Annotated in this window: 26 protein-coding genes and 1 pseudogene; 13 read left to right on the forward strand and 14 right to left on the reverse strand. The window is 72.5% G+C overall.

What is annotated here, in order from left to right; all coding sequences use genetic code 11:
• Positions 1-5: 5 nt before the first annotated feature.
• The 3 genes from AB0P07_RS03870 to AB0P07_RS03880 form a co-directional block, all read right to left on the reverse strand.
• Positions 6-500 (reverse strand): hypothetical protein, encoded by a 495-nt coding sequence (locus AB0P07_RS03870; protein WP_365544671.1) that lies wholly within the window; start codon positions 498-500, stop codon positions 6-8.
• A gap of 112 nt (positions 501-612) precedes the next feature.
• Positions 613-1,125 (reverse strand): DinB family protein, encoded by a 513-nt coding sequence (locus AB0P07_RS03875; RefSeq protein ID WP_365544674.1) that lies wholly within the window; start codon positions 1,123-1,125, stop codon positions 613-615.
• Positions 1,126-1,167: 42 nt separating this feature from the next.
• Positions 1,168-1,821, reverse strand: a complete 654-nt coding sequence (locus AB0P07_RS03880; protein ID WP_365544677.1) for a TetR/AcrR family transcriptional regulator — start codon at positions 1,819-1,821, stop codon at positions 1,168-1,170.
• 114 nt (positions 1,822-1,935) lie between these two features.
• Between AB0P07_RS03880 and AB0P07_RS03885 the strand changes: the two genes are divergently transcribed.
• Together AB0P07_RS03885 and AB0P07_RS03890 are read left to right on the forward strand one after the other, a co-directional pair.
• On the forward strand, positions 1,936-3,126 hold the full coding sequence (locus AB0P07_RS03885) for an FAD-dependent monooxygenase (RefSeq protein WP_365544680.1): 1,191 nt from the start codon (positions 1,936-1,938) through the stop codon (positions 3,124-3,126).
• A 13-nt stretch (positions 3,127-3,139) separates the two neighbouring features.
• Positions 3,140-4,045 carry a Gfo/Idh/MocA family oxidoreductase gene (locus AB0P07_RS03890; RefSeq protein WP_365544683.1) on the forward strand — a complete coding sequence of 302 codons (906 nt, stop codon included), beginning with the start codon at positions 3,140-3,142 and terminating at the stop codon, positions 4,043-4,045.
• Here AB0P07_RS03890 and lnt read toward each other — a convergent pair.
• The gene (gene lnt / locus AB0P07_RS03895) at positions 3,969-5,543 is read right to left on the reverse strand and encodes an apolipoprotein N-acyltransferase (RefSeq protein ID WP_365544686.1); all 1,575 of its coding nucleotides are present in this window, start codon (positions 5,541-5,543) and stop codon (positions 3,969-3,971) included. The two genes, AB0P07_RS03890 and lnt, sit on opposite strands and share 77 nt — an antisense overlap.
• Before the next feature lie 165 nt (positions 5,544-5,708).
• Between lnt and AB0P07_RS03900 the strand changes: the two genes are divergently transcribed.
• The gene (locus AB0P07_RS03900) at positions 5,709-6,449 is read left to right on the forward strand and encodes an SDR family oxidoreductase (protein ID WP_125633422.1); all 741 of its coding nucleotides are present in this window, start codon (positions 5,709-5,711) and stop codon (positions 6,447-6,449) included.
• A gap of 67 nt (positions 6,450-6,516) precedes the next feature.
• Here AB0P07_RS03900 and AB0P07_RS03905 read toward each other — a convergent pair whose 3' ends face one another.
• The 3 genes from AB0P07_RS03905 to AB0P07_RS03915 all read right to left on the reverse strand — a co-directional run bounded on the left by AB0P07_RS03905 (position 6,517) and on the right by AB0P07_RS03915 (position 8,763).
• On the reverse strand, positions 6,517-6,696 hold the full coding sequence (locus AB0P07_RS03905) for a hypothetical protein (RefSeq protein WP_153180852.1): 180 nt from the start codon (positions 6,694-6,696) through the stop codon (positions 6,517-6,519).
• A gap of 34 nt (positions 6,697-6,730) precedes the next feature.
• The gene (locus tag AB0P07_RS03910) at positions 6,731-7,348 is read right to left on the reverse strand and encodes a hypothetical protein (protein ID WP_365544690.1); all 618 of its coding nucleotides are present in this window, start codon (positions 7,346-7,348) and stop codon (positions 6,731-6,733) included.
• 473 nt (positions 7,349-7,821) lie between these two features.
• Complete coding sequence (locus AB0P07_RS03915) at positions 7,822-8,763, reverse strand: hypothetical protein (RefSeq protein WP_365544693.1); 942 nt, start codon at positions 8,761-8,763, stop codon at positions 7,822-7,824.
• A gap of 106 nt (positions 8,764-8,869) precedes the next feature.
• On the opposite strand from AB0P07_RS03915, the pseudogene AB0P07_RS03920 reads away from it, so the two are divergent.
• Positions 8,870-9,097: pseudogene (locus AB0P07_RS03920) on the forward strand (hypothetical protein); the annotation flags it as partial.
• Positions 9,098-9,445: 348 nt separating this feature from the next.
• Here AB0P07_RS03920 and AB0P07_RS03925 read toward each other — a convergent pair.
• On the reverse strand, positions 9,446-10,321 hold the full coding sequence (locus AB0P07_RS03925; protein WP_125633434.1) for an undecaprenyl-diphosphate phosphatase: 876 nt from the start codon (positions 10,319-10,321) through the stop codon (positions 9,446-9,448).
• A 198-nt stretch (positions 10,322-10,519) separates the two neighbouring features.
• On the reverse strand, positions 10,520-11,296 hold the full coding sequence (locus tag AB0P07_RS03930; protein WP_365544696.1) for a TVP38/TMEM64 family protein: 777 nt from the start codon (positions 11,294-11,296) through the stop codon (positions 10,520-10,522).
• A gap of 49 nt (positions 11,297-11,345) precedes the next feature.
• Here AB0P07_RS03930 and AB0P07_RS03935 point away from each other — a divergent pair, with 49 nt between their 5' ends.
• The 3 genes from AB0P07_RS03935 (at position 11,346) to AB0P07_RS03945 (ending at position 14,416) form a co-directional block, all read left to right on the forward strand.
• Positions 11,346-12,068, forward strand: a complete 723-nt coding sequence (locus AB0P07_RS03935) for a DNA alkylation repair protein (protein ID WP_365544699.1) — start codon at positions 11,346-11,348, stop codon at positions 12,066-12,068.
• A gap of 274 nt (positions 12,069-12,342) precedes the next feature.
• On the forward strand, positions 12,343-13,512 hold the full coding sequence (tuf, locus tag AB0P07_RS03940; protein ID WP_365544702.1) for an elongation factor Tu: 1,170 nt from the start codon (positions 12,343-12,345) through the stop codon (positions 13,510-13,512).
• Positions 13,513-13,570: 58 nt separating this feature from the next.
• On the forward strand, positions 13,571-14,416 hold the full coding sequence (locus AB0P07_RS03945; RefSeq protein ID WP_365544705.1) for a fused MFS/spermidine synthase: 846 nt from the start codon (positions 13,571-13,573) through the stop codon (positions 14,414-14,416).
• Between the two features lie 27 nt (positions 14,417-14,443).
• On the opposite strand, the gene AB0P07_RS03950 is transcribed toward AB0P07_RS03945, so the two are convergent.
• Together AB0P07_RS03950 and AB0P07_RS03955 are read right to left on the reverse strand one after the other, a co-directional pair.
• On the reverse strand, positions 14,444-15,472 hold the full coding sequence (locus AB0P07_RS03950) for a hypothetical protein (protein ID WP_365544708.1): 1,029 nt from the start codon (positions 15,470-15,472) through the stop codon (positions 14,444-14,446).
• A gap of 76 nt (positions 15,473-15,548) precedes the next feature.
• Complete coding sequence (locus tag AB0P07_RS03955) at positions 15,549-16,514, reverse strand: hypothetical protein (protein ID WP_365544711.1); 966 nt, start codon at positions 16,512-16,514, stop codon at positions 15,549-15,551.
• An 84-nt stretch (positions 16,515-16,598) separates the two neighbouring features.
• On the opposite strand from AB0P07_RS03955, the gene AB0P07_RS03960 reads away from it, so the two are divergent.
• Both AB0P07_RS03960 and AB0P07_RS03965 read left to right on the forward strand, forming a co-directional pair.
• A complete protein-coding gene (locus AB0P07_RS03960; RefSeq protein ID WP_365545831.1) occupies positions 16,599-17,036 on the forward strand; it encodes a DUF4442 domain-containing protein in 438 nt (145 codons plus the stop codon).
• A 79-nt stretch (positions 17,037-17,115) separates the two neighbouring features.
• Entirely contained in the window at positions 17,116-17,751 is a 636-nt protein-coding gene (locus AB0P07_RS03965; RefSeq protein ID WP_365544714.1) for a DedA family protein, read from the forward strand.
• 88 nt (positions 17,752-17,839) lie between these two features.
• Here the strand turns inward: AB0P07_RS03965 and AB0P07_RS03970 are convergent, their stop codons facing one another.
• Complete coding sequence (locus tag AB0P07_RS03970; protein WP_365544717.1) at positions 17,840-18,376, reverse strand: gamma carbonic anhydrase family protein; 537 nt, start codon at positions 18,374-18,376, stop codon at positions 17,840-17,842.
• A gap of 119 nt (positions 18,377-18,495) precedes the next feature.
• Between AB0P07_RS03970 and AB0P07_RS03975 the strand changes: the two genes are divergently transcribed.
• The 3 genes from AB0P07_RS03975 (at position 18,496) to AB0P07_RS03985 (ending at position 20,601) form a co-directional block, all read left to right on the forward strand.
• Positions 18,496-19,299 carry an acyltransferase gene (locus AB0P07_RS03975; RefSeq protein ID WP_365544720.1) on the forward strand — a complete coding sequence of 268 codons (804 nt, stop codon included), beginning with the start codon at positions 18,496-18,498 and terminating at the stop codon, positions 19,297-19,299.
• Positions 19,300-19,427: 128 nt separating this feature from the next.
• Complete coding sequence (locus AB0P07_RS03980) at positions 19,428-20,000, forward strand: XRE family transcriptional regulator (protein ID WP_365544723.1); 573 nt, start codon at positions 19,428-19,430, stop codon at positions 19,998-20,000.
• A gap of 43 nt (positions 20,001-20,043) precedes the next feature.
• The gene (locus tag AB0P07_RS03985) at positions 20,044-20,601 is read left to right on the forward strand and encodes a YbaK/EbsC family protein (RefSeq protein ID WP_365544726.1); all 558 of its coding nucleotides are present in this window, start codon (positions 20,044-20,046) and stop codon (positions 20,599-20,601) included.
• A 3-nt stretch (positions 20,602-20,604) separates the two neighbouring features.
• Here the strand turns inward: AB0P07_RS03985 and AB0P07_RS03990 are convergent, their stop codons facing one another.
• Positions 20,605-21,666, reverse strand: a complete 1,062-nt coding sequence (locus tag AB0P07_RS03990; protein WP_365544729.1) for a cation diffusion facilitator family transporter — start codon at positions 21,664-21,666, stop codon at positions 20,605-20,607.
• Positions 21,667-21,770: 104 nt separating this feature from the next.
• Here AB0P07_RS03990 and AB0P07_RS03995 point away from each other — a divergent pair, with 104 nt between their 5' ends.
• Positions 21,771-22,130 carry a metalloregulator ArsR/SmtB family transcription factor gene (locus AB0P07_RS03995; RefSeq protein WP_256111149.1) on the forward strand — a complete coding sequence of 120 codons (360 nt, stop codon included), beginning with the start codon at positions 21,771-21,773 and terminating at the stop codon, positions 22,128-22,130.
• A 42-nt stretch (positions 22,131-22,172) separates the two neighbouring features.
• Here the strand turns inward: AB0P07_RS03995 and AB0P07_RS04000 are convergent, their stop codons facing one another.
• Positions 22,173-22,580: a CoA-binding protein gene (locus tag AB0P07_RS04000; protein ID WP_365544732.1), complete on the reverse strand. Its 408-nt coding sequence runs from the start codon at positions 22,578-22,580 to the stop codon at positions 22,173-22,175.
• Between the last annotated feature and the right edge of the window lie 21 nt (positions 22,581-22,601).

Below are 22,601 nucleotides of genomic sequence, written 5' to 3' on the forward strand. Positions count from 1 at the left end.
CGGCCTCAGCGGCCGTAGGCCTGCTCGCAGATGCGGGCCTCTGGGCTGCCCGGCCGCCAACCTCCGTACTGCTTGCCGAGGGAGCACACGTCCGCCTTTCCGCCGGCGCCGGCGTCGGACCTGCCCGGCAGGTCGGGCACCCGGGGTCTGGGTGCCGCGGGGGCGCGGGTGGGCTCGGGCGCCGCAGGGCGGGCGGATCGTCCCGGGGAACGGGGGACCGGCGGATCGTGCGGCACGGACCGGTGCGCCGGAGGCTGCGTGCGGCGCGGCTCGCCGGTGGCCCGCTCCGGGCCGGGGGAGGGGCCGATCATCTCCAGCGCCTCCCGGGCCGGCGCCTGGACGACCCGTGGCTCGGCCTGGCCGTCCGGGCGGGGCGCGGACGAGCGGGCGCCGGCCCCTGAGGAGTCGTCCACGGCCGGGCCCTTGACCGTCGTACAGCCGGTCAGGGCCGAGACAGCCACGGTCAGCAGGAGCGTTGCGGTGGTCGTCGTTCGATGCACCCGCGCCACTCTGCTGCTTCCGGCCACTCAACCGGAGCCGGACAAGCGGAGGTTGCCCCACACGGGTGATCTCCGGCCCCGTACGGATGCCCGTCCGCGACGGGAGGTGACGTCAGTCGCCCGTGGCTCCGTCCAGGCGCTCGCGGATCAGGTCCGCGTGCCCGTTGTGACGCGCGTACTCCTCGATCATGTGGGTGTGGATCCAGCGCAGGGTGTAGCGCTCACCGGTGCGCAGGTGCCTGCCCCGGGTCGGCTCGTCCAGGGGGACGCCGGCCGCGTTGCGCCGGGCCGCCTCGATCTCCGCCTGCCAGGTGGCGTGCGCCTCGGCGTACGTGTCCGCCTCGGTGAGCCGGAACTCGCCCTCCGGGTCTTCGTCGGAGTAGTAGATCGGGCCGGCGTCCTCGGCCGCCAGCACCCTGCGGTACCAGCTGCGCTCCACCTCCGCCATGTGCCGGACCAGTCCCATCAGGGACAGCGTCGACGGTGCCACGGCGGCCGTCCTCAACTGCTCGTCGGTCAGTCCCTCGCACTTCCAGGCGAGGGTCTGGCGGTGGTACTCGACCCAGCCTTCCAGCATGGCGCGTTCGTCGGCGTCGACAGGTGGTTCACGGCGTTCGGTCGTCATGGCGGCATCCTCGCCCAGACCGGCCCGTCCCACCAGGGAATTTCAGCCCCGGGACGGACCCTCGCGCAGGCCGCGACGCCGGTCGCCCAGCATGCCTTCCAGGAGCTCCCGCAGTCCCGACCGCACGTCCTGGAGGCTCGGCACCTCGGCGTGGAAGGTCCCGGCCACGCAGCTGAACATCAGGCCGTCCGCCCAGGCCACCAGGGATAGCACGTGCCGGGCCGGGTCGGCCGAGCCCATCGCCGCGACGAGAGTGCCCAGGTGCTCGCGGAAGCGGGCGCCCGCCGCGTCGAAGTGCGCCCGCAGTTCCGGACGGCGCGTGGCCTCCAGGGCCAGTTCGTAGCGGGCCAGCGTCAGCGCGCGGTTGCGGGTCAGGGCGCGATGGGTCGCCAGCGCCAGCGCGTCGACCAGGGCTTCGAGGCCGGCGCGGGGATCCGGCATCTCGTGCAGGGCCAGCACCCGCGCCTCCCGGTCGGCCAGGCGGCGCACCGCCAGTTCCAGCAGTGCCTGCCGGGTCCGCGCGACGTTGGACGTGGAGCCCTGGGGGAGCCCGGCCAGCCCGTCGACCGCCCGGTGCGTGAGCCCGCGCATGCCGCGCTCGGCGAGCAGCGCCAGAGCGGCGTCGGCGACGAGGTCGGCGCGGGAGGCGCCGGACGCGGACCCGGAGGGCCCCGAGGATGCGGCAGGAGCGGACATGGAGATCAATCTACCGGCCTCACTACGGCTGTAGTACAGTCGGTGATGGCTGCTACTACAGATGTAGTGAGTTCCGCGCCGCGCACGGCGCGGAGCCGAGCGTCGAGGAGAGTCATGACAAGGACGAAGACGGCCGTCGTGATCGGCGGCGGCATCGGCGGCCTGACCGCGGCGGCCGCCCTGCACCAGAGCGGCCTGCGGGTCACCGTGCTGGAGCGCGCCCCCTCGCTCCGGCCGGTCGGCGCGGCCATCTCGCTGTCGCCCAACGCCCTGCGCGCCCTGGACGTGATCGGCCTCGGCGACGAGATCCGCGACCTCGCCGCCTGGCAGGGCGACGGCGGACTGCGCACCCCCGACGGACGCTGGCTCTCCCGGTCCAGCGCCGAGGCCGCCGAGGCGCGCTTCGGCGGCCCGCTGGTGCTGCTGCACCGCTCCACCCTCGCCGACCGCCTGTCGGCGCTGTTGCCGTCGGACGCCGTCCGCACCGGCGCCGACGCGCAGCTCGCCGACCCGGGCGACGACGACCGTCCGGCCAGGGTGCGCACGCCGGACGGCGAGCTGGCGGCCGACCTGGTCGTCGGGGCCGACGGCATCCACTCCGCCGTACGCCGCACGCTGTTCCCGCGCCACCCCGGCACGGTCTACTCGGGCTTCACCACCTGGCGGATCGTGATCCCGGTCCCCGGCGTCGAGTTCGCCTCCCACGAGTCCTGGGGCCGGGGCCGCATCTGGGGCACGCACCCGCTCAAGGACGGCCGGGTCTACGCCTACGCCGCCGCCGTCGCCCCGGCCGGCGGCCACGCGGCCGACGAGCGGGCCGAGCTGCTGCACCGCTACGGCGACTGGCACGATCCGGTCCCCGCCGTCCTCGCCGCCGCCCGCCCCGAGGACGTGCTGCGCCACGACGTGCACCACATCGCCGAGCCGCTGCCCGCCTACCACCGGGGCCGGGTCGTCCTCCTCGGGGACGCCGCGCACGCCATGCCACCCAACCTCGGCCAGGGCGGCAACCAGGCGATCGAGGACGCGGTCGTGCTCGCCCACCACCGCCGGGACCTCGCCGCCTACACGGCCGCCCGGCTGCCCCGCACGACCGCGATCGCCCGCCAGGCCGTCAAGGTCGCCCGCCTCAACCTGATGAGCAACCGCGCCGGGACCGCCGTTCGCGACGCCGTGATCGCCGCCCTGTCGAAGGCCGGACCCGCCCTGTTCCTGCGCGGCTTCGACGGCATCGCCGACTGGCGGCCCCCGCAGCCCCCGTATGCTTCCCGGCGGACCCAGGTCGGCGAGCACAACGAGCGTTAGAGGAGCACATCCCGTGAAGGTCGGCTGCATCGGACTCGGCGACATCGCGCAGAAGGCCTACCTGCCGGTGCTCGCCGCCCTCCCCGGCATCGAACTGCACCTGCAGACCCGCACCCCCGCCACCCTCACCCGCGTCGCCGACAAGCTGCGCATCCCGCCCGCGCAGCGCCACGCCGGCCTCGACGGGCTCCTCGCCGAGGGGCTCGACGCCGCCTTCGTGCACGCGCCGACCGCCGCCCACCCCGAGATCGTGACCCGGCTGCTGGAAGTCGGCGTCCCCACCTACGTCGACAAGCCCCTCGCCTACGAACTCGCCGATTCCGAGCGCCTGGTCACCCTCGCCGAGGAACGCGGCACCAGCCTCGCCGTCGGCTTCAACCGGCGGCACGCGCCCGGGTACGCGCAGTGCGCCGAGCACCCGCGCGAGCTGATCCTCATGCAGAAGAACCGCACCGGCCTGCCCGAGGACCCGCGCACGATGATCCTCGACGACTTCATCCACGTCGTCGACACCCTCAGGTTCCTGGTGCCGGGGCCGGTCGACGACGTGACCGTGCGCGCCCGTGCCGAGGACGGCCTGCTCCACCACGTCGTGCTCCAGCTCGCCGGGGACGGCTTCACCGCGCTCGGCGTGATGAACCGGCTCAGCGGCTCGGCCGAGGAGATCCTGGAGGTCTCCGGCCAGGACACCAAGCGCCAGGTGGTCAACCTCGCCGAGGTGATCGACCACAAGGGCCAGCCCACCGTGCGGCGGCGTGGCGACTGGGTCCCGGTGGCCCGCCAGCGCGGCATCGAGCAGGCGGTACTGGCCTTCCTCGACGCGGTGCGCTCCGGCGAGCTGCTCAGCGCCCGGGACGCGCTGGAGACCCATGAGCTGTGCGAGCGGGTGGTCCGGGCCGTGCTGGACGGCCCCGCCTGAGCCACACCACGCGTACGCCCTCGGCGGCGCCCCAGGCCGCGAGGGTCCCCAGCGCCGCGTACACCGTCCAGTCGCCGTAGCGCACGTAGGGCGTGGTGCCGTGGGTGACGGGGACCTCGTACACCCGTGACGCGCTCGCGTCGGTGCCGAGCCACGAGCCGATCCGGGCGCCGTTCGCGTCGTAGACGGCGGAGACGCCGGTCAGCGTCGCGTGCACCATCGGCCGGCCGGTCTCGGCGGCGCGCAGCGCGGCGAGCGAGGCATGCTGCTCGGGGGCCCAGGTGTGCTGGAAGGTCGAGGTCGAGGACTGGGCGACCAGCACCTCGGCGCCGTCGGCGGCGAGGCTGCGGCTCATGTCGGGGAACGCGCTCTCGAAGCACACCATCGGCCCGATCCGCAGGCCGTCGCCGACGTCCATCACCACCTGCTCGGTGCCCCGCCTGCGGTCCTCGCCCGCCGCCTTGCCGACGGAGGTGGCCCAGCCGAGCAGCGAGCGGAACGGCACGTACTCCCCGAAGGGGACCAGCCGCATCTTGTCGTACCGGTCGCCGGTCGGGCCCTGGGGTCCGACGAGCACGGAGCTCTTGTAGATGCCGGGCTTGTCGGAGCGCCGTGCGTCCACGTTGACCAGGATGTCCGCGCCGGTCGCTCGGGACAGCGCGGCCAGCCGCCGGGCGAGGTCCGGCCGGTCGTCCAGGTCGAAGCCGACGCTGCTCTCGCCCCACACGATCAGGTCGAGGTCCCGGTCCGCGAGCCGCCGGGTGAGCTGCTCCTCGCGGTCGAACCGGCGGTCGGCGCTGTCCGCCCCGGCGACGACGCCCGGCTGCACCACGGCGATCGCCGCCCGCCCGTCGGGGTCGGGGCGCGGGGACCAGACCCAGGCCGCCGAGGCGGCCGCGGCCGTGGCGACCAGCCCGGCCAGGGCCGGCATCCTCGCCCGGCGCACGGCGACCAGGACGGCGACGGCGACGTTGACGGCCACCACCAGGAAGCTGAGCAGCCACACCCCGCCCACCGAGGCGAGCCGCAGCGCCGGGGCGACCTGCCACTGACTGGCCCCGAGCATTCCCCAGGGGCCGCCGAGCCCCTGCCAGGAGCGGACCAGCTCCGCCAGCAGCCAGCCCGACGGCAGGACGACGAGCGCCGCGGCGACCCGGCCGGAGGAGGGTGTCCCGCCCAGGGTTCGGTGCACCAGCCAGCCCCACGGCACCCACAGCGCGCCGAGCAGCGCGGCGATGACGAACGTGAACACGTGCAGGTTCGGCAGCAGCCAGTGGTGCATGGCCAGTACGAACCCGAAGCCGCCGCACCACCCGTCGTACGCCGCCCGCTTCCCGCCCGGCGCGCTACGGGCCAGCAGGATCCAGGGGACCAGCGCGAACCAGGTCCACCACCACAGGGCCGGGCCCGGGAAGGCGAGGACGGGCAGGGCTCCGGCGAGCACGGCGAGAACCGAGCGCCGCCACGGGGAGGCGAGCCAGTGGTCGGACTTGTGCATGGGCGCCTCCTTACCGAGGGTGCCTACCCGGTGATCCGCACAGTGTGCGCCCCCGACGACGGCGAATTCAGTTGATCACACAGAGGTCCGTCCAGCACGGGAGACTTTCCCCGGACCTCTCCTAGAATGATCGATGATCGATCAAACGAGCTCGTGGAGGTATCGATGACGCGACCCATCACGGTGGTCACCGGTGGCAGCCGGGGGATCGGCGCCGCGACCTGTCTGCGCCTCGCGGCGGACGGGCACGACGTCGTCGTGGGCTACGCGCGCGACTCGGCAGCCGCCGAAACGGTCGCGGCGGGAGTGCGCGAGGCGGGAGGCCGAGGAATCCCGGTGCGCGCGGACACGTCCGTCGAGACCGACGTCGAGCGCCTCTTCGACGTGGCGGAGGCGGAGCTGGGCCCGGTGACGGGGCTGGTGAACAACGCGGCCGTGACCGGCCCGCTGGGGCGGCTCGCCGACAGCGACACCGCGGACCTGCGCCGGGTCCTCGACGTCAACCTCCTGGGCGTGCTGCTGTGCGCCCGGCGGGCGGCGCGGCTGATGACGCCGCGGGGCAGCGGCGCGATCGTGAACGTGTCGTCGGGCGCCGCGACCCTCGGCAGTCCGGGGGAGTACGTGCACTACGCCGCGAGCAAGGCGGGCGTCGACGCGCTGACGCTGGGACTGGCCAAAGAGCTCGGCCCGGACGGGATCCGGGTCAACGCCGTCGCACCCGGGGTGATCGACACCGAGATGCACGCGGCGGCGGGGGACGCGGGGCGGGCGGCGCGAATGGGAGCGGCGGTGCCGATGGGGCGGGCGGGCCGGACGGAGGAGATCGCCGCGGCGATCGCCTGGCTGCTGTCGCCCGAGGCGTCGTACACGACGGGGACGGTGCTCCGGGTGGCGGGCGGACGCTGACCGGGGTTCGGAGTTCGGGGGGCGTCCGGGGCCGGGCCGGGCCGCGCACCGGGGGCGGCCCCGCGCTTCAGGCCGCCTCGATGACCGTCCCGCGGATCGCGGTCGCCCACTCGACCACCAGCAACTCGTACTCCACACGCTCCTGCGCCGACAGGGTCCCGCCCGCGCGCCGCCACAGCGCGCGGATCTGATCGTTCAGCTCCGCGGCGGACCGCACGGAACCAGGCGTCACGTAATCGGGGGACATGCGGACAAGCCTAGGGGTAAGCACTGACACTGCGCTACCGGACGGCTACACAAACGGTTCCGGTCATCCGGAGACTTGGCGGCGTGCGGGCCAAGGGCACCCGTCCGGTAGGCCGCACGTCCTCGGCCTCATGTCCGACCCGGTCGACACGCCCGGCGTGGGCAGTCGGACAGACGGAAAGAGCCCTCGGCCGCCGGAATCCGAACTCCGGTCCAACGGTGCTGCATGCACGCACGATCACCCGCCCGACTGTGGCCCGCTTCGCCACCCACTCCCGATAGTCGCGCCGGAAGGTGTCGTCCAGATCGGGAGCCGCGAGGAGCGTCTCCTGCTGCGGAGTCGTGTAGTGGTCGGCCATGAGCACCAGCTCGGACTGGACCGCGCCCCAGCGCCGGACGGACGGCGACCGGTACGAGGTGATCTCCGCCAGGAGCACGGGCCGCATCAGGAGGCGCCCGATCCTGGGGAGTTCCTCCGTCTTCAACTGGCCGGCGAGTCCCGCACCCACGTCGGACCGGTTCCGGTCACCGAAAGCCCAGCGGGCGCGGGCCAGTCCGGGGGATGCCGGGGCATGGGCAAAGGCGCCGGGTGGCAGCACGGAGTAGGCGGCAAGGACGCCGGACACGTCGGTCGGCGGGAACTTGGTCTCCATGTGCCGTCTGTTCAGCCATGCCCAGTAAGGCTCGGGAACGAAGGAGCAGGTGGCGAAGAAGACGCACGCTTCGGGGCCGATCCGAGTGGTCGAGAAGGTCAGGAAGGCCGCATCCCCGGATTCATTCACGAATCTGTATTCTGCCCCCCTTTTTCTTGAACCCGGCTGCGCTCATCACGGGAGTCACATACTCCCGAAGGAAATCATTGAGAATCGTCATAACCAAACCGCCGAATAAGGGAACTGGACCTGCCGAAGGCTGCCTGCGTCTCGATTCCCAGGATCGCCCGTGCCTGGGCCTGATCGTGGCGGGACGTCTTGTCCCCTGCTTTCCGTGCGGCGCGGCAGCGCCGAACCCGGCGTCTCAGCCACCGGCGCTGTTCATGCGGCACGTGGCACCCGGCTCGTTGCAGCGGGCCGGACGGTGTCCGCCGTCTTCGACGAAGCTGCTCCTTGAAGGCAAGAGCTAGCAGCTATCCGGACTCTGCGCCCCCCCGTGCCTGTGCGGCGTCCTCGTAGACGACGGGCAGCGGCGGGTGGCCCGGCTCCTCACTGAACTGCTTCGGCTTGCCGGGCCGGATCACGGGCGCCAGGGCGCCCCATACACGAGCCGTGCGTTCCTGGTCGTACGCATCGAAGTCCGGGGTCGCGAGCAGCCAGACCCCGCCCTCGGCGAGTTCGTACACCTCGTGGAACGCGCCTGTGGCCCGGAGTTCCGCGGCACCGCCCAGGCGGTCCGCGAGTTCCTGCGGAAGGACCGTGAGCCAGCCGTAGCCGCGCAGGTACAAGCGGCTCTCGGGCAAGGTGTCCTCGGGAAGCAGCCAGGGCGGCCCCAGCACCTCCTCGAGAGCGGTCTTGCCCACCGTGTAGTTGTAGGCGATGTGGCCGAACGAGGGGTTGAGCCCTGCGGCGGAACCCTTCACAGTCTTGAGAAGACGACCCCGAAATTCCTTGTCGGCAATCGATTCCTGCGGAAACTCACAGCCCAGCCTCACCCATGAGTCCAGATCTTCCTCCCGCTCCGCGGCAATGCGGGCGAAACGAGTTTCAGGACTACCATTCTCGCCGATTCGGGAGATTCCGACCGAAGCCGAGAAGGCTCCCTTGTCGAGCGCCATGAGGAACCACGCAAGGTTCGCTTCGGAGATCACTTTGGTGGTGGCCCGCAGGCCCCGGGCTCCTTGGGTCGCCACTTGACAGAACCCCCATAGGGCGCCCGGGGCCCCGCAGGGAACGCCACCCCGGATGGTGCGCGGGTCGAGAGCGGGGCCTTCCAGAATGTCCTGAATCTCCTTGTCGAAGACGGTCAGGCATCTCGACATCCAGTTCTTTGCCTGCTGCGCGTAAACAGCGGACGACCGGAACTCGACGTTCAGTTCACCTCTCAGGATGAGCCCCTCCGCCATCTCTCCCATCCAGTTCCTTCCACGCACGGCAGGCGTTCATCCAGGGAGTCCTCTGCTACGTCCCTGGGACTTCCGGCCGCATCAGCCAGTACCGACCTGAAGCAGTTCGGTCAAAGGCGACCGGGGCAGCGAACACCTCATCGGCTACCCGCCTCAGTACGCCAAAGCGCTCGTGATCAACTTCAACCGGTGGCCCGCCACCCCCGGCCGCGGCGCCGGCATCTTCCTCCACGTCAACGGCAGCGGGGCCACGGCAGGGTGCGTCTCCGTCCCCCGGGCCACCATGGACTGTGTCATGAGCTGGATCAAGCCGTCCGCCCACCCCCGGATCGCCATCGGCTGAGATTCCTGGCCCGGACTTTGTCTGGACCCGCCTCGACCGGGTCGCCGACGACCTGGTCGGTGATGCCACCGGTTGCTACGAGTCCGCGAACCGTGCGCTTTCGTCCTTGCGGGCTCGTGAGGCGGCTCGCAGCTCGTGGTCGAACCCGTCGGGGAGGCCTGGCGCAGGGCGAAGGTCAGGTTCTCCACCAGCCGGGCGTGCCAGGACCGCTGCGGCGTCATCCCCTACTTTGCGGACGCACGCGTCCTGGAGGGGTGTACTCCGCCTCCCGGCGGGGGATGATCAAGGCGTGGTGCCGCAAATCGGGCACTCGGGAATGCGAGACAGCGCTACCCGTGCGGCCCTGGCTCAGCCGCCGGACTCGCCCGCGTGCGGGCTCAGTACACCGGCCCCGACCAGCACGACCAGCAGGATGCCGAGCGCGATGCGGTACCAGACGAACGGCATGAAGCTCTTGGTCGAGATGAACTTCATGAACCAGGCGATGACCGCGTACCCGGTGGCGAAGGCGATGACGGTCGCGAAGAGCGTCGGTCCCCAGGAGACGTGGTCGCTCTCCATCGCGTCCTTCAGTTCGAACACGCCCGAGGCGAGCACCGCCGGGATCGCGAGCAGGAACGAGTACCGGGCGGCCGCCTCGCGCCGGTAGCCCATGAAGAGGCCGCCGCTGATGGTCGCGCCGGAGCGGGAGACGCCGGGGATCAGGGCCGCCGCCTGGCACAGGCCGTAGATCAGGCCGTCCCGCACACCCAGGTTCTCCAGCTCCTTGCGCTGCTGCGGCGCACGATGCCGGCCGCCCTTCTCGTCGCGGGCGGCCATGCGGTCGGCGATGCCGATGATCACACCGACGACGATGAGCATCGTCGCGGTGATCCGCAGGTCGCGGAAGGGGCCCTCGATCTGGTCCTTCAGCGTCAGGCCGAGCACGCCGATCGGGATCGAGCCGACGATCACCAGCCAGCCCATGCGCGCGTCGGGGTCGTGGCGCATCGACTTGTCGGTGAGCGAGCGTGTCCACGCGGCGATGATCCGCCCGATGTCCTTGCGGAAGTAGATGAGCACCGCGGCCTCGGTGCCGATCTGCGTGATCGCGGTGAAGGCCGCGCCCGGGTCGTGCCAGCCGGAGAACGCCGCGGTCAGCCGCAGGTGCGCGCTGGAGGACACGGGGAGGAACTCGGTCAGCCCCTGGACGAGTCCGAGGACGAGGGATTCAAACCAAGACATGGAGTTGCGTCAGTCCAAGTGGCGATCGAGAGACGGTCGGCGGACACGCCGAACCTTCGTGTGCGGTGATCGGGACCTGGCGCGCCGAGGGGCAGCGTAGCGCCCCAAAATGAACCCCGGCCGACGGGGGGTGAGCAGTGCCCAAACGCCGCGTCCCACCACGGGCGCGTCCCTGTGGGCGGCGGCGTCGACGCCCCGTCAGTGCCCGCGCAGCCGGTGCCGCTTGCGCCAGGCCACCACCGCCCCGGCGAGCCCCGGCAGGGCGATGCAGGCCAGCGCGATCAGGAAGGCGGGGGAAGTGGGAGTCGAGGCGCGGGCGCCGGCGACGACGTAGGCGGCGGTGTTGGGGATCGAACCGAGCCCCGTCGCCAGCAGGAAGGGCAGCAGGCCCATGCGGGAGACGGCGGCGCAGTAGTTGGACGCCGCGAAGGGCACCCCGGGAAACAGCCGCATCGCCAGCATGGTGCGGAAGCCGTGCCGGCTCAGCTGCCCGTCCGCAGCCTTCAGCCACTTGCCCCGCAGCAGCGGACGCAGCGCCTCCTGGCCGAGGACCCGGCCGAGGCAGAAGGCGATCCCGGAGCCGAGCACCGTCCCCGCCAGCGCGGAGGCCAGGCCGAGCTGCGAGCCGAACAGGGCGCCGGCCGCCAGGTTGAGCAGCGGACGCGGCACGAAGGCGACCGTGCACAACCCGTACGCCACCGCGTAGGCGAGGGCCGCGGCGGCACCCCCGAGCTGCGGCGGCCAGCCGTGGGTCAGCAACTGCTGCGGCTGGAACAGCACCACCGTCGTCGCGGCCGCGGCCAGCAGGGCGACGAGCAGGGAGAGCCGCGACCACGGGGACAGCAGCACTCTGGTCACACGGGCGAGACCGGTCGGCGGGACCGGTCCGGCGGTGGTGGCGACAGCGAGTTCCGTGGCGGCGGTCCGGGGAGTGACCGTGGCGGTGCCCCCAGAGCGGGTGGTGGCATCGAGCATCCGGTGACACTAACCGACAAATGTGTGTGATCGCCGTATGCTGCGTCTCATGAGCGTCACAGCCCGGCCGGTTCCGGACGCGCCGCGCAGCGCTCTCGCCGACACGGTACTCGAGCGGCTCACCGCCGAGTACCCCACCGCGGCCGACCCCGAGCGGGCCGCGGGGCTGCGGTCGTACATGAGGGACGTGGCTCCGTTCCTGGGCCTGACCTCGCCCGTTCGCCGCTCGCTGTCCCGCACCGTCCTGGCGGGCCTGCCCCGCCCGGACGAGCCGGACTGTGCCGCCGTCGCGCTGCGTTGCTGGCGGCTGCCCGAGCGCGAGTACCACTACTTCGCCGTCGACTACCTGCGCCGGCATGTGACGCACTGCTCGTCCGGTTTCCTGCCCGTGGTCCGCCACCTGCTCACCACGGTGCCCTGGTGGGACACCGTCGACCTGCTCGCCGCGCACGTCGTCGGGGGCCTCGTCGCCGCCGACCGGGACCTCACGGCCGTCATGGACGCCTGGATCGGGGACGAGGACCTCTGGCTGGTCCGCGCGGCCCTCCTCCACCAGCTGCGCTACAAGGAACGCACCGACACCGACCGCCTCTTCGGCTACTGCGCGCGGCAGTCGGGCCACGGCGACTTCTTCGTCCGCAAGGCCGTCGGCTGGTCCCTGCGCGCATACGCCAAGACCGACCCGGACGCCGTACGCGCCTTCGTGGCCGAGCACCGGACCCGGCTGGCACCGCTGTCCGTGCGGGAGGCACTGCGGACCGTCGGGCCGTAGTTCCGGCGACCGACGCCCTCGAACTCCCTTTCCCTCGAAAACCATTCGACGTGCGACCAAGCGTCGGCAATGATCGGCGTCATGTTCCGGTACGCCTTCCACCTTGCAGCATCCGCGGTCGCGGATGCCCCGAAGGCTGCCGTCGCCCACTTCACCGCCGCAGTCGACGGCGCCCGAAGCTGACCCTCCCCGGATCGTCCGGCGGACCCCGCAGGGGGAGGGTCGGCCGGCCCCAGGGGTTCCCATCACCGCCACGAGGCTTCGAGGTACCGCCATGTCCAAGACGGCGTACGTCCGCACCAAACCGCATCTGAACATCGGCACGATGGGCCATGTCGACCACGGCAAGACCACCCTGACCGCCGCCATCACCAAGGTCCTCGCCGAGCGCGGGGCCGGCACGTTCGTGCCGTTCGACCGCATCGACCGGGCCCCGGAGGAGGCGGCGCGCGGCATCACCATCAACATCGCGCACGTCGAGTACGAGACCGACACCCGGCACTACGCCCACGTCGACATGCCCGGCCACGCCGACTACGTCAAGAACATGGTCACCGGCGCCGCCCAGCTCGACGGGGCGATCCTCGTCGTCTCCGCGCTGGACGGGATCATGCCGCAGACCGCCGAACACGTGCTGCTCGCCCGGCAGGTGGGCGTCGACCACATCGTGGTCGCGCTCAACAAGGCCGACGCGGGTGACGAGGAGCTGACCGATCTCGTGGAACTGGAGGTACGGGAACTGCTCACCGCGCACGGCTACGGCGGCGACGCCGTGCCCGTCGTACGGGTCTCGGGGCTGAAGGCCCTGGAGGGCGACCCGCGGTGGACGGCGTCCGTCGAGGCGCTGCTCGACGCCGTGGACACCTACGTGCCCATGCCCGAGCGGTACCTGGACGCGCCGTTCCTGCTGCCGGTGGAGAACGTGCTCACCATCACCGGCCGCGGCACCGTCGTCACCGGCGCCGTCGAGCGCGGCACCGTGCGCGTCGGCGACCGCGTCGAGGTGCTCGGCGCGTCCGTGGAGACGGTCGTCACCGGCCTGGAGACCTTCGGCAAGCCGATGGAGGAGGCCCAGGCCGGGGACAACGTGGCGCTGCTGCTGCGCGGGGTCGCCCGCGACACGGTGCGCCGGGGGCACATCGTCGCCGCGCCCGGCAGCGTCGTGCCCGCGCGGCGCTTCACCGCTCAGGTGTACGTGCTGTCGGCGCGCGAGGGTGGCCGCTCCACACCGCTGACCACCGGCTACCGGCCGCAGTTCTACATCCGGACCGCGGACGTGGTCGGCGACGTGGACCTCGGCGAGGCGGCCGTCGCCCGGCCCGGGGACACCGTCACCATGACGGTCGAGCTGGGACGGGACGTGCCGCTGGAGACGGGGCTCGGCTTCGCGATCCGCGAGGGCGGCCGCACCGTGGGGGCGGGCACCGTGACCGCGGTGGGGTGACCGCGGTGGGGTGAGGGCGGTCGGGTGAGCGCCCCGCCGGCACCGGCACAATGGGCGGGTGAACGAAGCCGTACCCGTCAGCCGCGTCACCGACCACGGCACCGCCAAGCTCATGCCCGACGTCGACCGGGAACGGGCCTGGCTGCTCACCGTCGACGGGGCGCCGCAGTCGTACGTCGACCTGGACGAGCCGGCGCACCTGGAGTTCGAGTACACGCGCCGGCTCGGCCACGTCCTGGACACGGTCGCCGAGCCGGGACACCCGCTGGACGTCCTGCACCTGGGCGGCGGCGCGTTCACTCTGCCCCGGTACGTGGCCGCGACCCGGCCCGGCTCGCGGCAGGACGTGGTGGAGGCCGACCGGGGGCTGCTCGACCTGGTCGCCGAGCACCTGCCGCTGCCGCCGGGTGCCGGCGTCACCCCCCACGGGGCCGACGCCCGCGCCTGGCTGGAAGCCGCCCCCGCGGACTCGGCCGACGTACTCGTCGCCGACGTCTTCGGGGGTTCACGGGTGCCCGCGCACCTGACCTCGGTCGGCTACGTGCGCGAGGCGGCCCGGGTGCTGCGCGCCGACGGCGTGTACGTGGCCAACCTGGCCGACGGGGCGCCGTTCGGCTTCCTGCGTGGTCAACTGGCCGGATTCGCCCTGTTCTTCGAGGAGCTGGCGCTGATCGCCGAACCGGGCGTGCTGCGCGGACGCCGCTTCGGCAACGCGGTGCTGGTCGCCGCGCACCGGCCGCTGGACACCGCGGCGCTGGCCCGGCGCACGGCCGCCGACGCCTTCCCGGCCAGGGTCGAGCACGGGCCCGCCCTGCGGGAGTTCACCGGCGACGCCCGTCCGGTGCGCGACGAGGAGGCCGTACCCTCGCCCGAGCCGCCCGCCGGGGCGTTCGGCATCGGCTGAGCGAGGCCCACCGGGTGTCCGTCCGGCCTACGACTCGGTCGGCGGTTCCTCGGTGAGGCGCACGGTGCTGAGGATCTTCTGGACCGTCGCCTCCGGGACCTCGTCCTTGACGCCCTTGGCGCCGTACAGGTTCCAGGTGACGAAGTCGCCGGCGCCGTTCTTGAACGCGAAGGTGATCGCCTTGCCCTCGCTGTCGCACTTGCCCTTCTGGGGCGTGCCCTCCGAGTGTGCGGTGATGACGCTGCCCTTGATGCCGGACGTGGTCGTGTACGCCTTCGGCTTGCCGTACTTCACGCTCTTCTTGTCGGGCTGCGTGTAACCGCCGAAGATCCACCACGGCACGCGCGTCTCGGCCGCCTGGTCGGTGTCCTTGGCGCCGCTCTCACCGCGGGTGCCGGCGGTGGCGAGCGCGGTGCTCTCCTTGCGGCCGTCCTTGTTCTCGTCGGTCGTGCACCACTCGGACTTCAGGTAGGCCGGGGCGGTCACGGTGGTGCGGTCGGTCTTGCCGTCCTCTTCCCACTCGAAACCGACGCTGGTGTCGGTGCTCTCGATCTCCCAGTCCGCGGGCACGTCGAACATGGTGCCGAAGCGCGGGTTGGCGACCACCTTCCAGCCGTCGATGGTGGCCTTCGCCCCTTCGCCGCCGCGCGGATTGTCGTCGCCGCCGGACGCGCTCGGGTCGGCGGTGGCAGACTCGGACTTCTCCACGGTCGGGCTCGCGGACGTCTTCTTGTCCTTGCCGTCGTCCGCCTGGTCGTCCTTGTCACCGCCCAGCACCAGGAAGCCGGTGACGCCGGCGGCCACCACCACGGCGAGGGACGCGATGATCGCGACCAGCTTCGTCCGGTTGCCGCCTCCGCCACCGCCACCGGTCGCCGGCTCCACGGCGGTGGCCGGCTGCGGCGTGCTCCACTGCTGCTGCCCGTACGCGCCGGGCTGCTGCTGATAACCCGGCTGCTGATAGGGATTCGGCTGCTGATACCCCGGCTGCTGGTACGGGTTGTTCTGGTTCTGCGGGTTCTGCTCGCCCCCGGGCGGCTGCTGTCCTGGCCACATGAGCAGTCACCCTAATGCCGCCGAGGACACGATTCGGTCACCGGCCCTTGTCAGGGACGTACCGAAACCCGGCGGGCTAGGACTCCGAGGGCGTGTACTGCCTGACGGTGGCCAGAATCTTGCGCACGGTGGCGTCGGGCACCTCGTCGGCGACACCCGCCGCCCCGAAGAACGACCACGAGACCAAGGAGCCGTCGGCCGACTTGAAGGCGAAGGTGGTCGCCTTGCCGTTCACGTCGCACTTGCCCTTCTTCGCCACCCCGGACGACCGGGAGGTGGCGAGGCTGCCCTCGATGCCGGAGGCGGTGGTGAAGGAGGTCACCCGTCCCGTGGCGACCTTGTCGCGGTCCGGCTGGGCGAAGCCGCCGTAGACCCAGGCCGCGGAGTCGGTCCGGGCGATCTCCTCGGTGCTCCGCGCACCGTTGTTGCCACGGGTGCCCGCACTGGCCAGGGGCGTGTAGTCCACCGAGCCGTCCCGGTCGTCGTCCGACCCGCACCACTTCTCCTTCAGGACGGCGGGGGCCTTCATCGCGACCAGAGGCTTCTCCTCGGGGTCGTCGTCCTCGGCGACGTAGGTGACCCAGTCGCGCGACCGCGGCACCCAGGAGGCCGGTACGTCGAACGCGAGGCCGTGATCGGGGTTGGCCACGACCGTCCAGCCCTCGACGGTGGCCTTCGGCGAGCCGTCACCGCCGCGCGGGTCGTCGTCGGCGGACGCGGACGGGGAAGAGGCTGACGCGGAGGAGGCGGTCGGGCCGGGCCGGGCCTCGTCGTCCCCACCGCCGCCCAGGAGTACGGCCCCGGTCACGGCGGCGGCGACCACCACGACCGCGGCGGCGACGATCGCCACCACCTTGGTGCGGCCGTTGCCGGGCCCGTGCCCGGCCGGTCCGCCGGAGGTGACGGTGGGTGCGTCCCAGGGGGCGGGGCCGGGCTGCCGCTGTCCCGCGTACCGCGACGACTGCCGGTAGCCGGGCTGCAGGTACGGGTTGGGCTGTCGCGGATCCGGTCCGCCGGTCGGTGACTGCTGTCCTGGCCGCATGGACACTCAGCATACGGCGATCTTCAGGGGTGCCTGGTCCTGATTGCTACTGACGGGTAACCTGCCGTCATGAGCGCAGATCAGATGTCGATCGGCGAGTTGCTCGCCGCCACGGTGCCGATGGTCCGGACCCTGAACCTCGAGTACCTGGAGACCGCACCGGAGAAGGCCGTCCTCGCCCTCCCGGACCAGAGCGAGTACCGCAACCACGTCGGCGGGCCGCACGCCGGAGCCATGTTCACGCTGGGTGAGTCGGCCAGCGGCGCGATCGTGCTCGCCGCCTTCGGCGACCAGCTCTCCCGGGCGGTGCCGCTGCCGGTGACCGCGGAGATCGCCTTCAAGAAGATCGCCCTCGGCCCGGTGACCGCCACCGCGACCCTCGGCCGTCCCGCCGCGGAGGTCGTCGCCGAACTGGACGCCGGCAACCGCCCCGAATTCCCGGTGAGCGTCGCCATCCGGCGCGAGGACGGTGCCGTCACCGGTGAGATGACCGTCATCTGGACCCTGCGCCCCAACGGCTGACCCCCGCCGACCCGGTACGCTTCCCGGTGCGCCTCGTTCGAGGCGCACCGGGAACAGGTCCGAAGCGGAGGGTGGGGCGTTGCACGTCCAGGAATGGCTCGACACGGTGCCCGCGGCGGCCGTCTACGCCGTCGTCGCGCTCGTCATCGGTCTGGAGAGCCTCGGCATCCCGTTGCCCGGCGAGATCGTCCTGGTGTCGGCGGCCCTGCTGTCGTCGCAGCACGGCGGGATCGACCCGCTGGTCCTCGGCGTCTGCGCCAGCGCGGGGGCGGTGATCGGCGACTCCATCGGATACGCCATCGGCCGCAAGGGCGGCCGGCCGCTGCTGGCCTGGCTGGGCGGAAAGTTCCCCAAACACTTCAGCGAGGGGCACGTCGCCACCGCCGAGCGGTCCTTTCAGAAGTGGGGCATGTGGGCCGTGTTCTTCGGCCGCTTCGTCGCCCTGCTGCGGATCTTCGCGGGCCCGCTGGCCGGTGTGCTGCGGATGCCGTACTGGAAGTTCCTGATCGCCAACGTCCTCGGCGGCATCGTCTGGGCGGGCGGCACCACCGCCGTCATCTACTACGTCGGCGTCGTCGCGGAGGACTGGCTCAAGCGCTTCTCCTGGCTGGGCCTGGTGGTGGCCGTCGCCATCGGCGTCGCCTCGATGCTGATCGTCAAGCGCCGGGCGGGCAAGGTCCGGCCGGAGGCCGAGCCGGTCGTCGCCGGGGAGTGAGGCGCGCCCCAAAGGGGCGCGGGGCCGTGCCGATGTGCGGCTCCGCCGCGTGGGCGCGAGCAACCACGGCGAAGCCGCGGACGGCCGATCACACAACCTTGCCCACCGCATCCCGATGCTGCCCGGCCAGCGCCGCGTACATCGTGCCGTTGAGCGTGACCCCCTGACGTTCCTCCTCCGTCAGGTCCCGCTTCACCTTCGCCGGCACCCCCGCGACCAGCGACCCCGGCGGCACCCGCATGCCCTGCGGGACCAGCGCCTGCGCGGCGACCAGGGAACCGGCGCCGATCACCGCGCCGTTGAGGACCGTGGCGCCCATGCCGATCAGGCAGTCGTCCTCGACGGTGGCGCCGTGCACCACGGCGTTGTGCCCGATGGAGACGCGCTCGCCGACGGTGACCGGGAAACCCGGGTCGGCGTGGAGGGTGCAGTTGTCCTGGACGTTGCTGTTCGCGCCCACGGAGATCCGCTCGACGTCGCCGCGCAGCACGGCGCCGTACCAGACGCCGGCCCCGGCGTGCAGCGTCACGTCCCCGACGACCGAGGCCGTCGGTGCCACGAAGGCCTCGGCGTCCACCTTCGGGTCCTTGCCGCCGATGCCCGTGATCAGCGCCTTCTGCGTCATCTTCGCCTCCTGCTCGGGTGGTCCGCCGGGTGATGTACGGCACCGTACGCCACCCGGTGGGGTGAAGATCACAGCCCTCCCGCGACATGGCCGTACCGCACGCGGACTACCGTGAGCGGGTGCCGAAGCGCAAGAACACGTTCTCGTCCTGGCGGAGCCGCCTCGCGCAGCGGGCCGTCCACGCGGGCTGGGCCTGGGTGCAGCGCACCGGCTCCGTCACCGCGGCCCACCCCGGGCGCTTCCGCTTCGGCGCGCTGGGCACGGGCACCCGGCTCGCCTTCCCGCTCGGCACGGTCTTCGGCGAGCCCTGGATCCACGTCGGCGCCCACTGCATCATCGGCGAGCAGGTCACGCTGACCGCCGGACTCATGCCCGACCTCGACCTCGGTCCGGAGCCGATCCTGCGCATCGGCGACGGAGTCGTCCTCGGCCGCGGCAGCCACGTCATCGCGGACACCACCGTCACCATCGGCAGCGACTGCTACTTCGGCCCGTACGTCTACGTCACCTCCACCAACCACTCCTACGACGACCCGCACCAGCCGATCGGCAAGCAGTGGCCGCGGATGGACCCGGTGGAGATCGGCCCCGGCTGCTGGATCGGCACCGGCGCGGTGATCCTGCCGGGTGCGCGGATCGGGCGGAACGTGGTCGTGGCCGCCGGTGCCGTGGTCCGGGGCACGGTCCCCGACCACGCCGTGGTGGCCGGCGCCCCCGCCCGCGTCGTACGGCGCTGGACCCCCGCCGACGGCTGGCAACCGCCGCTCAGGACCCCGGCACCGGTGCCGATCCCCGACGGGATCACGCCGGGGCAGCTGCGGGAGCTGTCCAAGCTGGACGACGAGGCGGTGGCCCGGCTGGCCGAGCTGGACGACTCGGGGGACGCGGCGGGCAGGCTCGCCGAACCGGCCGCGGAGAGCTGAGCGGGAGCCGGGGTGCACCGCACCGTCACGGCGCCCCGCAGTAGAGTTCGGTGGATCTTCGGGTGCGGACCACATGCGGTCAGGCGCACCTTGTGAGGCACAGTGATGCACAAGTCCCTGGACGGAACGTGGCGGACCTCGACCTGCTGACCCATTCCCTCGCGCGCAACGTCAAGCGCTGGCGCACCGAACGCGGCTTCACCCTGGAGGCGCTGGCGGCGCGTGCCGGGGTCAGCCGCGGCATGCTCATCCAGATCGAACAGGCCCGCACCAACCCCAGCCTCGGAACCGTCGTGAAGATCGGCGACGCGCTGGGCGTCAGCCTCCCCACCCTGCTCGACTACGAGCAGGGCCCCGCGGTCCGTGTCGTCCCCGCCGAACGGGCCGTACGCCTGTGGCACACCGACGCCGGCAGCTTCAGCCGGCTCCTCGCCGGGGCGGAGGCGCCCGGCCCGCTGGAGATGTGGGAGTGGCGGCTGATGCCGGGCGAGAGCAGCCCCTCCGACCCGCACCCCGCCGGCACGGTCGAGTTGGTGCACGTGAGGGCGGGGGAGCTGACGCTCACCGTCGACGGAGCGGCCCACCGGGTCCCGACGGGCGCGAGCGCCTCCTTCCCCTCCGACACCCCGCACACGTACGGCAACGAGGGCGACGCGCCGATGGAGATGATCATGGCGGTCTCGGTGCCGCCCGTCCGCTGAGACGGCCGTTCACGGTGCCGCCCGCCGTTGTTAGCGTGCGGCCATGCACGCACCCATCGGGAACTTCGACAGCGCCACGCCCGCCCCGGACCGCCTCGACGAACTGACCCGCCCGGTCGCCGACGCCGTACACCACTGGAGCGGAGCCGTCCCCGCCGACCAGATCCTCTACGTCGACACCGAACCGGACTGGGCCGACACCGCCACCTTCGTCGAGCACTACGGCCGTGAGCTGCTCGAACAGTCCGCCAACTGCGTCGTGGTCACCGGCAAGCGCGGCGGCGGAACGACACTGGCCGCCTGCGTCGTCCTCTCCACCACCCGCGTCGACGTCAACGGCGTCGTACGCCGTCACCTCGGGGCGCGCAAGGCCTCCTTCGCCCCGATGGACACCGCCACCGGCGAGACGGGCATGGAGTACGGCGGCATCACACCGGTCGGTCTGCCGGGCGGCTGGCCCGTGCTGGTGGACTCGGCCGTCGTCGACCTGCCGTACGTCCTGGTCGGCAGCGGACGCCGACGCGGCAAGCTGCTGGTGCCGGGCAAGGCCTTCGCGGAGCTGCCCGGCGCGGAGGTCCTGGAAGGGCTCGGCGTCGCCTGACCGTCACGCGCAGGCGTGGTGGGCGAGCGCCAGATGCGGATCCGCCTCGCCCGGGGACGGCGCCGGGTCGGCGTGGACCAGGGCGGCGGTGAGCCGCGGTACGGCGTGCAGCAGGGCGTGCTCGGCCGCCACGGCGATGCGGTGGGCCTCGCGCACGGTCGCCTCGCCGTCCACCACCAGCGCGACCTCCGCGCGCAGCCGGTGCCCGATCCAGCGCAGCCGCAGCTCACCCACCCCGCGCACGCCCGGGATCTCACTCAGGACCCGCTCGGCCCGGTCCACCAGCGCCGGGTCGACGGCGTCCATCAGCCGCCGGAACACCTCGCGCGCCGCGTCCCGCAGCACCAGGACGATCGCGGCCGTGATCGCCAGCCCCACGATCGGGTCGGCGAGTTGCCGGCCGAGCGCCGCGCCCCCGGCGCCCAGCAGCACGGCCAGCGAGGTGTAGCCGTCGGTGCGGGCGTGCAGCCCGTCGGCGACCAGCGCGGCGGAGCCGATCTCCCGGCCCACGCGGATGCGGTGGCGGGCCACCCACTCGTTGCCGGCGAAGCCGACCAGGGCGGCCACGGCGACCGCCGGAACGTGCGTGACCGGGCGCGGGTCGAGCAGCCGGTCCACCGCCGTCCACGCCGCGAGGACCGCGGACGCGGCGATCGTCAGGACGATCACGACGCTGGCCAGGTCCTCCGCACGCCCATAGCCGTACGTGAAGCGCCGGGTGGCCGCGCGCCGGCCCAGGAGGAAGGCGACGCCCAGGGGCACGGCGGTCAGCGCGTCCGCGGTGTTGTGCACCGTGTCGCCGAGCAGCGCCACCGACCCGGAGAGCATCACCACGGCCGCCTGGGCGAGCGCCGTCGCGCCCAGCACCGCCAGCGACACCCACAGTGCGCGCAGCCCGCGGGCCGAGGACTCCAGGGCGGAATCCAGCTTGTCGGCGCTCTCGTGGGAGTGGGGGGTGAGCCGGTGCGCGAGCCGGTGCGTGACGCGGCGCCACCGGCCGGCGGGGGAGTGGTGGTGGCGGCCGGGGTGCTCGTCGTGGTGGTGATGCCGGTGCGGGTCGCTCATGGGTGCCCCTTCCGGTGTTTCGGTCTTCCGGTGTCCCGGTGACCGGCGGTGCGGTGCCGGTGCGAGGGATGGACGTTCGCGGTCCACTCCGTCATTATGTGCGTATGAGCGCACGCATGCACCTGTCACCTGCGGACGATGCGCACCCGCACACCCCGGGCGAGGAGCAGTTCGCCCTCGCCGCGGAGGTTCTCGCCCTGCTCGGCGACCGCACCCGCCTGACCCTGCTGCACGCCCTGACCGGCGGCGAGGCCGACGTCACCACGCTCACCGAGGTGTGCGGGGCGGCCCGGCCCGCGGTCAGTCAGCATCTGGCGCGGCTGCGGCTCGCGGGGCTGGTCGGCACCCGCAAGGAAGGACGCCGGGTCGTGTACTCACTGCGCGACGGGCACCTGCGCCGCCTGGTCGACGAGGCGCTCAACGTGGCCGACCACCGGCTCGGCGACCGGCCGCTCCACGACTGAGCGGGTGTGGGCAGACAGAACCGGGCGCGGGACGGTGATCCGCTACCGCAGGGCGGGCAGCTCGATCGCCGGGCAGCGGTCCATCACCATGTCCAGGCCCGCGGCCCGGGTCCGCTCGTACGCCGCCTCGTCGACCACGCCGAGCTGGAACCAGACCGCCTTGGCGCCCTTGGCGACCGCCTCGTCGGCGACCGGGCCGGCCAGGTCGCTGTTGACGAAGACGTCGACGACGTCCACGTCGAACGGAATGTCCGCGAGCGAGGCGAACCCCTGCTCGCCGTGCACCGGCTCGGCCTTGGGATGCACGGGCACCACGCGCTTGCCGAAGCGCCGCAGCACCTCGGCCACGCCGTACGCGGCGCGCTGCCGGTTGTTCGACAGGCCCACCACGGCCCAGGTGTCGCCCGACTCGGTGAGGATCTTGCGAACGGTTGCCTCGTCGCCGTACACCGGCGGCCTCCTCGTGCTCTC

It is taken from the genome of Streptomyces sp. NPDC085944, from assembly GCF_040686295.1.
GTDB classification, from domain to species: Bacteria; Actinomycetota; Actinomycetes; order Streptomycetales; family Streptomycetaceae; genus Streptomyces; species Streptomyces salinarius.

Bases quoted from the DNA above. Each gene is read 5' to 3' on its own strand.
- AB0P07_RS03970 (WP_365544717.1), bottom strand. From the start codon at position 18,376: ATGACGCAGAAGGCGCTGATCACGGGCATCGGCGGCAAGGACCCGAAG.
- AB0P07_RS03955 (WP_365544711.1), bottom strand. From the start codon at position 16,514: ATGCGGCCAGGACAGCAGTCACCGACCGGCGGACCGGATCCGCGACAG.
- AB0P07_RS03960 (WP_365545831.1), top strand. From the start codon at position 16,599: ATGTCGATCGGCGAGTTGCTCGCCGCCACGGTGCCGATGGTCCGGACC.
- AB0P07_RS03885 (WP_365544680.1), top strand. From the start codon at position 1,936: ATGACAAGGACGAAGACGGCCGTCGTGATCGGCGGCGGCATCGGCGGC.
- AB0P07_RS03990 (WP_365544729.1), bottom strand. From the start codon at position 21,666: ATGAGCGACCCGCACCGGCATCACCACCACGACGAGCACCCCGGCCGC.
- lnt (WP_365544686.1), bottom strand. From the start codon at position 5,543: ATGCACAAGTCCGACCACTGGCTCGCCTCCCCGTGGCGGCGCTCGGTT.
- AB0P07_RS03880 (WP_365544677.1), bottom strand. From the start codon at position 1,821: ATGTCCGCTCCTGCCGCATCCTCGGGGCCCTCCGGGTCCGCGTCCGGC.
- AB0P07_RS03875 (WP_365544674.1), bottom strand. From the start codon at position 1,125: ATGACGACCGAACGCCGTGAACCACCTGTCGACGCCGACGAACGCGCC.
- AB0P07_RS03930 (WP_365544696.1), bottom strand. From the start codon at position 11,296: ATGCTCGATGCCACCACCCGCTCTGGGGGCACCGCCACGGTCACTCCC.
- AB0P07_RS03900 (WP_125633422.1), top strand. From the start codon at position 5,709: ATGACGCGACCCATCACGGTGGTCACCGGTGGCAGCCGGGGGATCGGC.
- AB0P07_RS03950 (WP_365544708.1), bottom strand. From the start codon at position 15,472: ATGTGGCCAGGACAGCAGCCGCCCGGGGGCGAGCAGAACCCGCAGAAC.
- AB0P07_RS03985 (WP_365544726.1), top strand. From the start codon at position 20,044: ATGCACGCACCCATCGGGAACTTCGACAGCGCCACGCCCGCCCCGGAC.
- AB0P07_RS03905 (WP_153180852.1), bottom strand. From the start codon at position 6,696: ATGTCCCCCGATTACGTGACGCCTGGTTCCGTGCGGTCCGCCGCGGAG.
- AB0P07_RS03915 (WP_365544693.1), bottom strand. From the start codon at position 8,763: ATGGGAGAGATGGCGGAGGGGCTCATCCTGAGAGGTGAACTGAACGTC.
- tuf (WP_365544702.1), top strand. From the start codon at position 12,343: ATGTCCAAGACGGCGTACGTCCGCACCAAACCGCATCTGAACATCGGC.
- AB0P07_RS03925 (WP_125633434.1), bottom strand. From the start codon at position 10,321: ATGTCTTGGTTTGAATCCCTCGTCCTCGGACTCGTCCAGGGGCTGACC.
- AB0P07_RS03995 (WP_256111149.1), top strand. From the start codon at position 21,771: ATGAGCGCACGCATGCACCTGTCACCTGCGGACGATGCGCACCCGCAC.
- AB0P07_RS03910 (WP_365544690.1), bottom strand. From the start codon at position 7,348: ATGGAGACCAAGTTCCCGCCGACCGACGTGTCCGGCGTCCTTGCCGCC.
- AB0P07_RS03935 (WP_365544699.1), top strand. From the start codon at position 11,346: ATGAGCGTCACAGCCCGGCCGGTTCCGGACGCGCCGCGCAGCGCTCTC.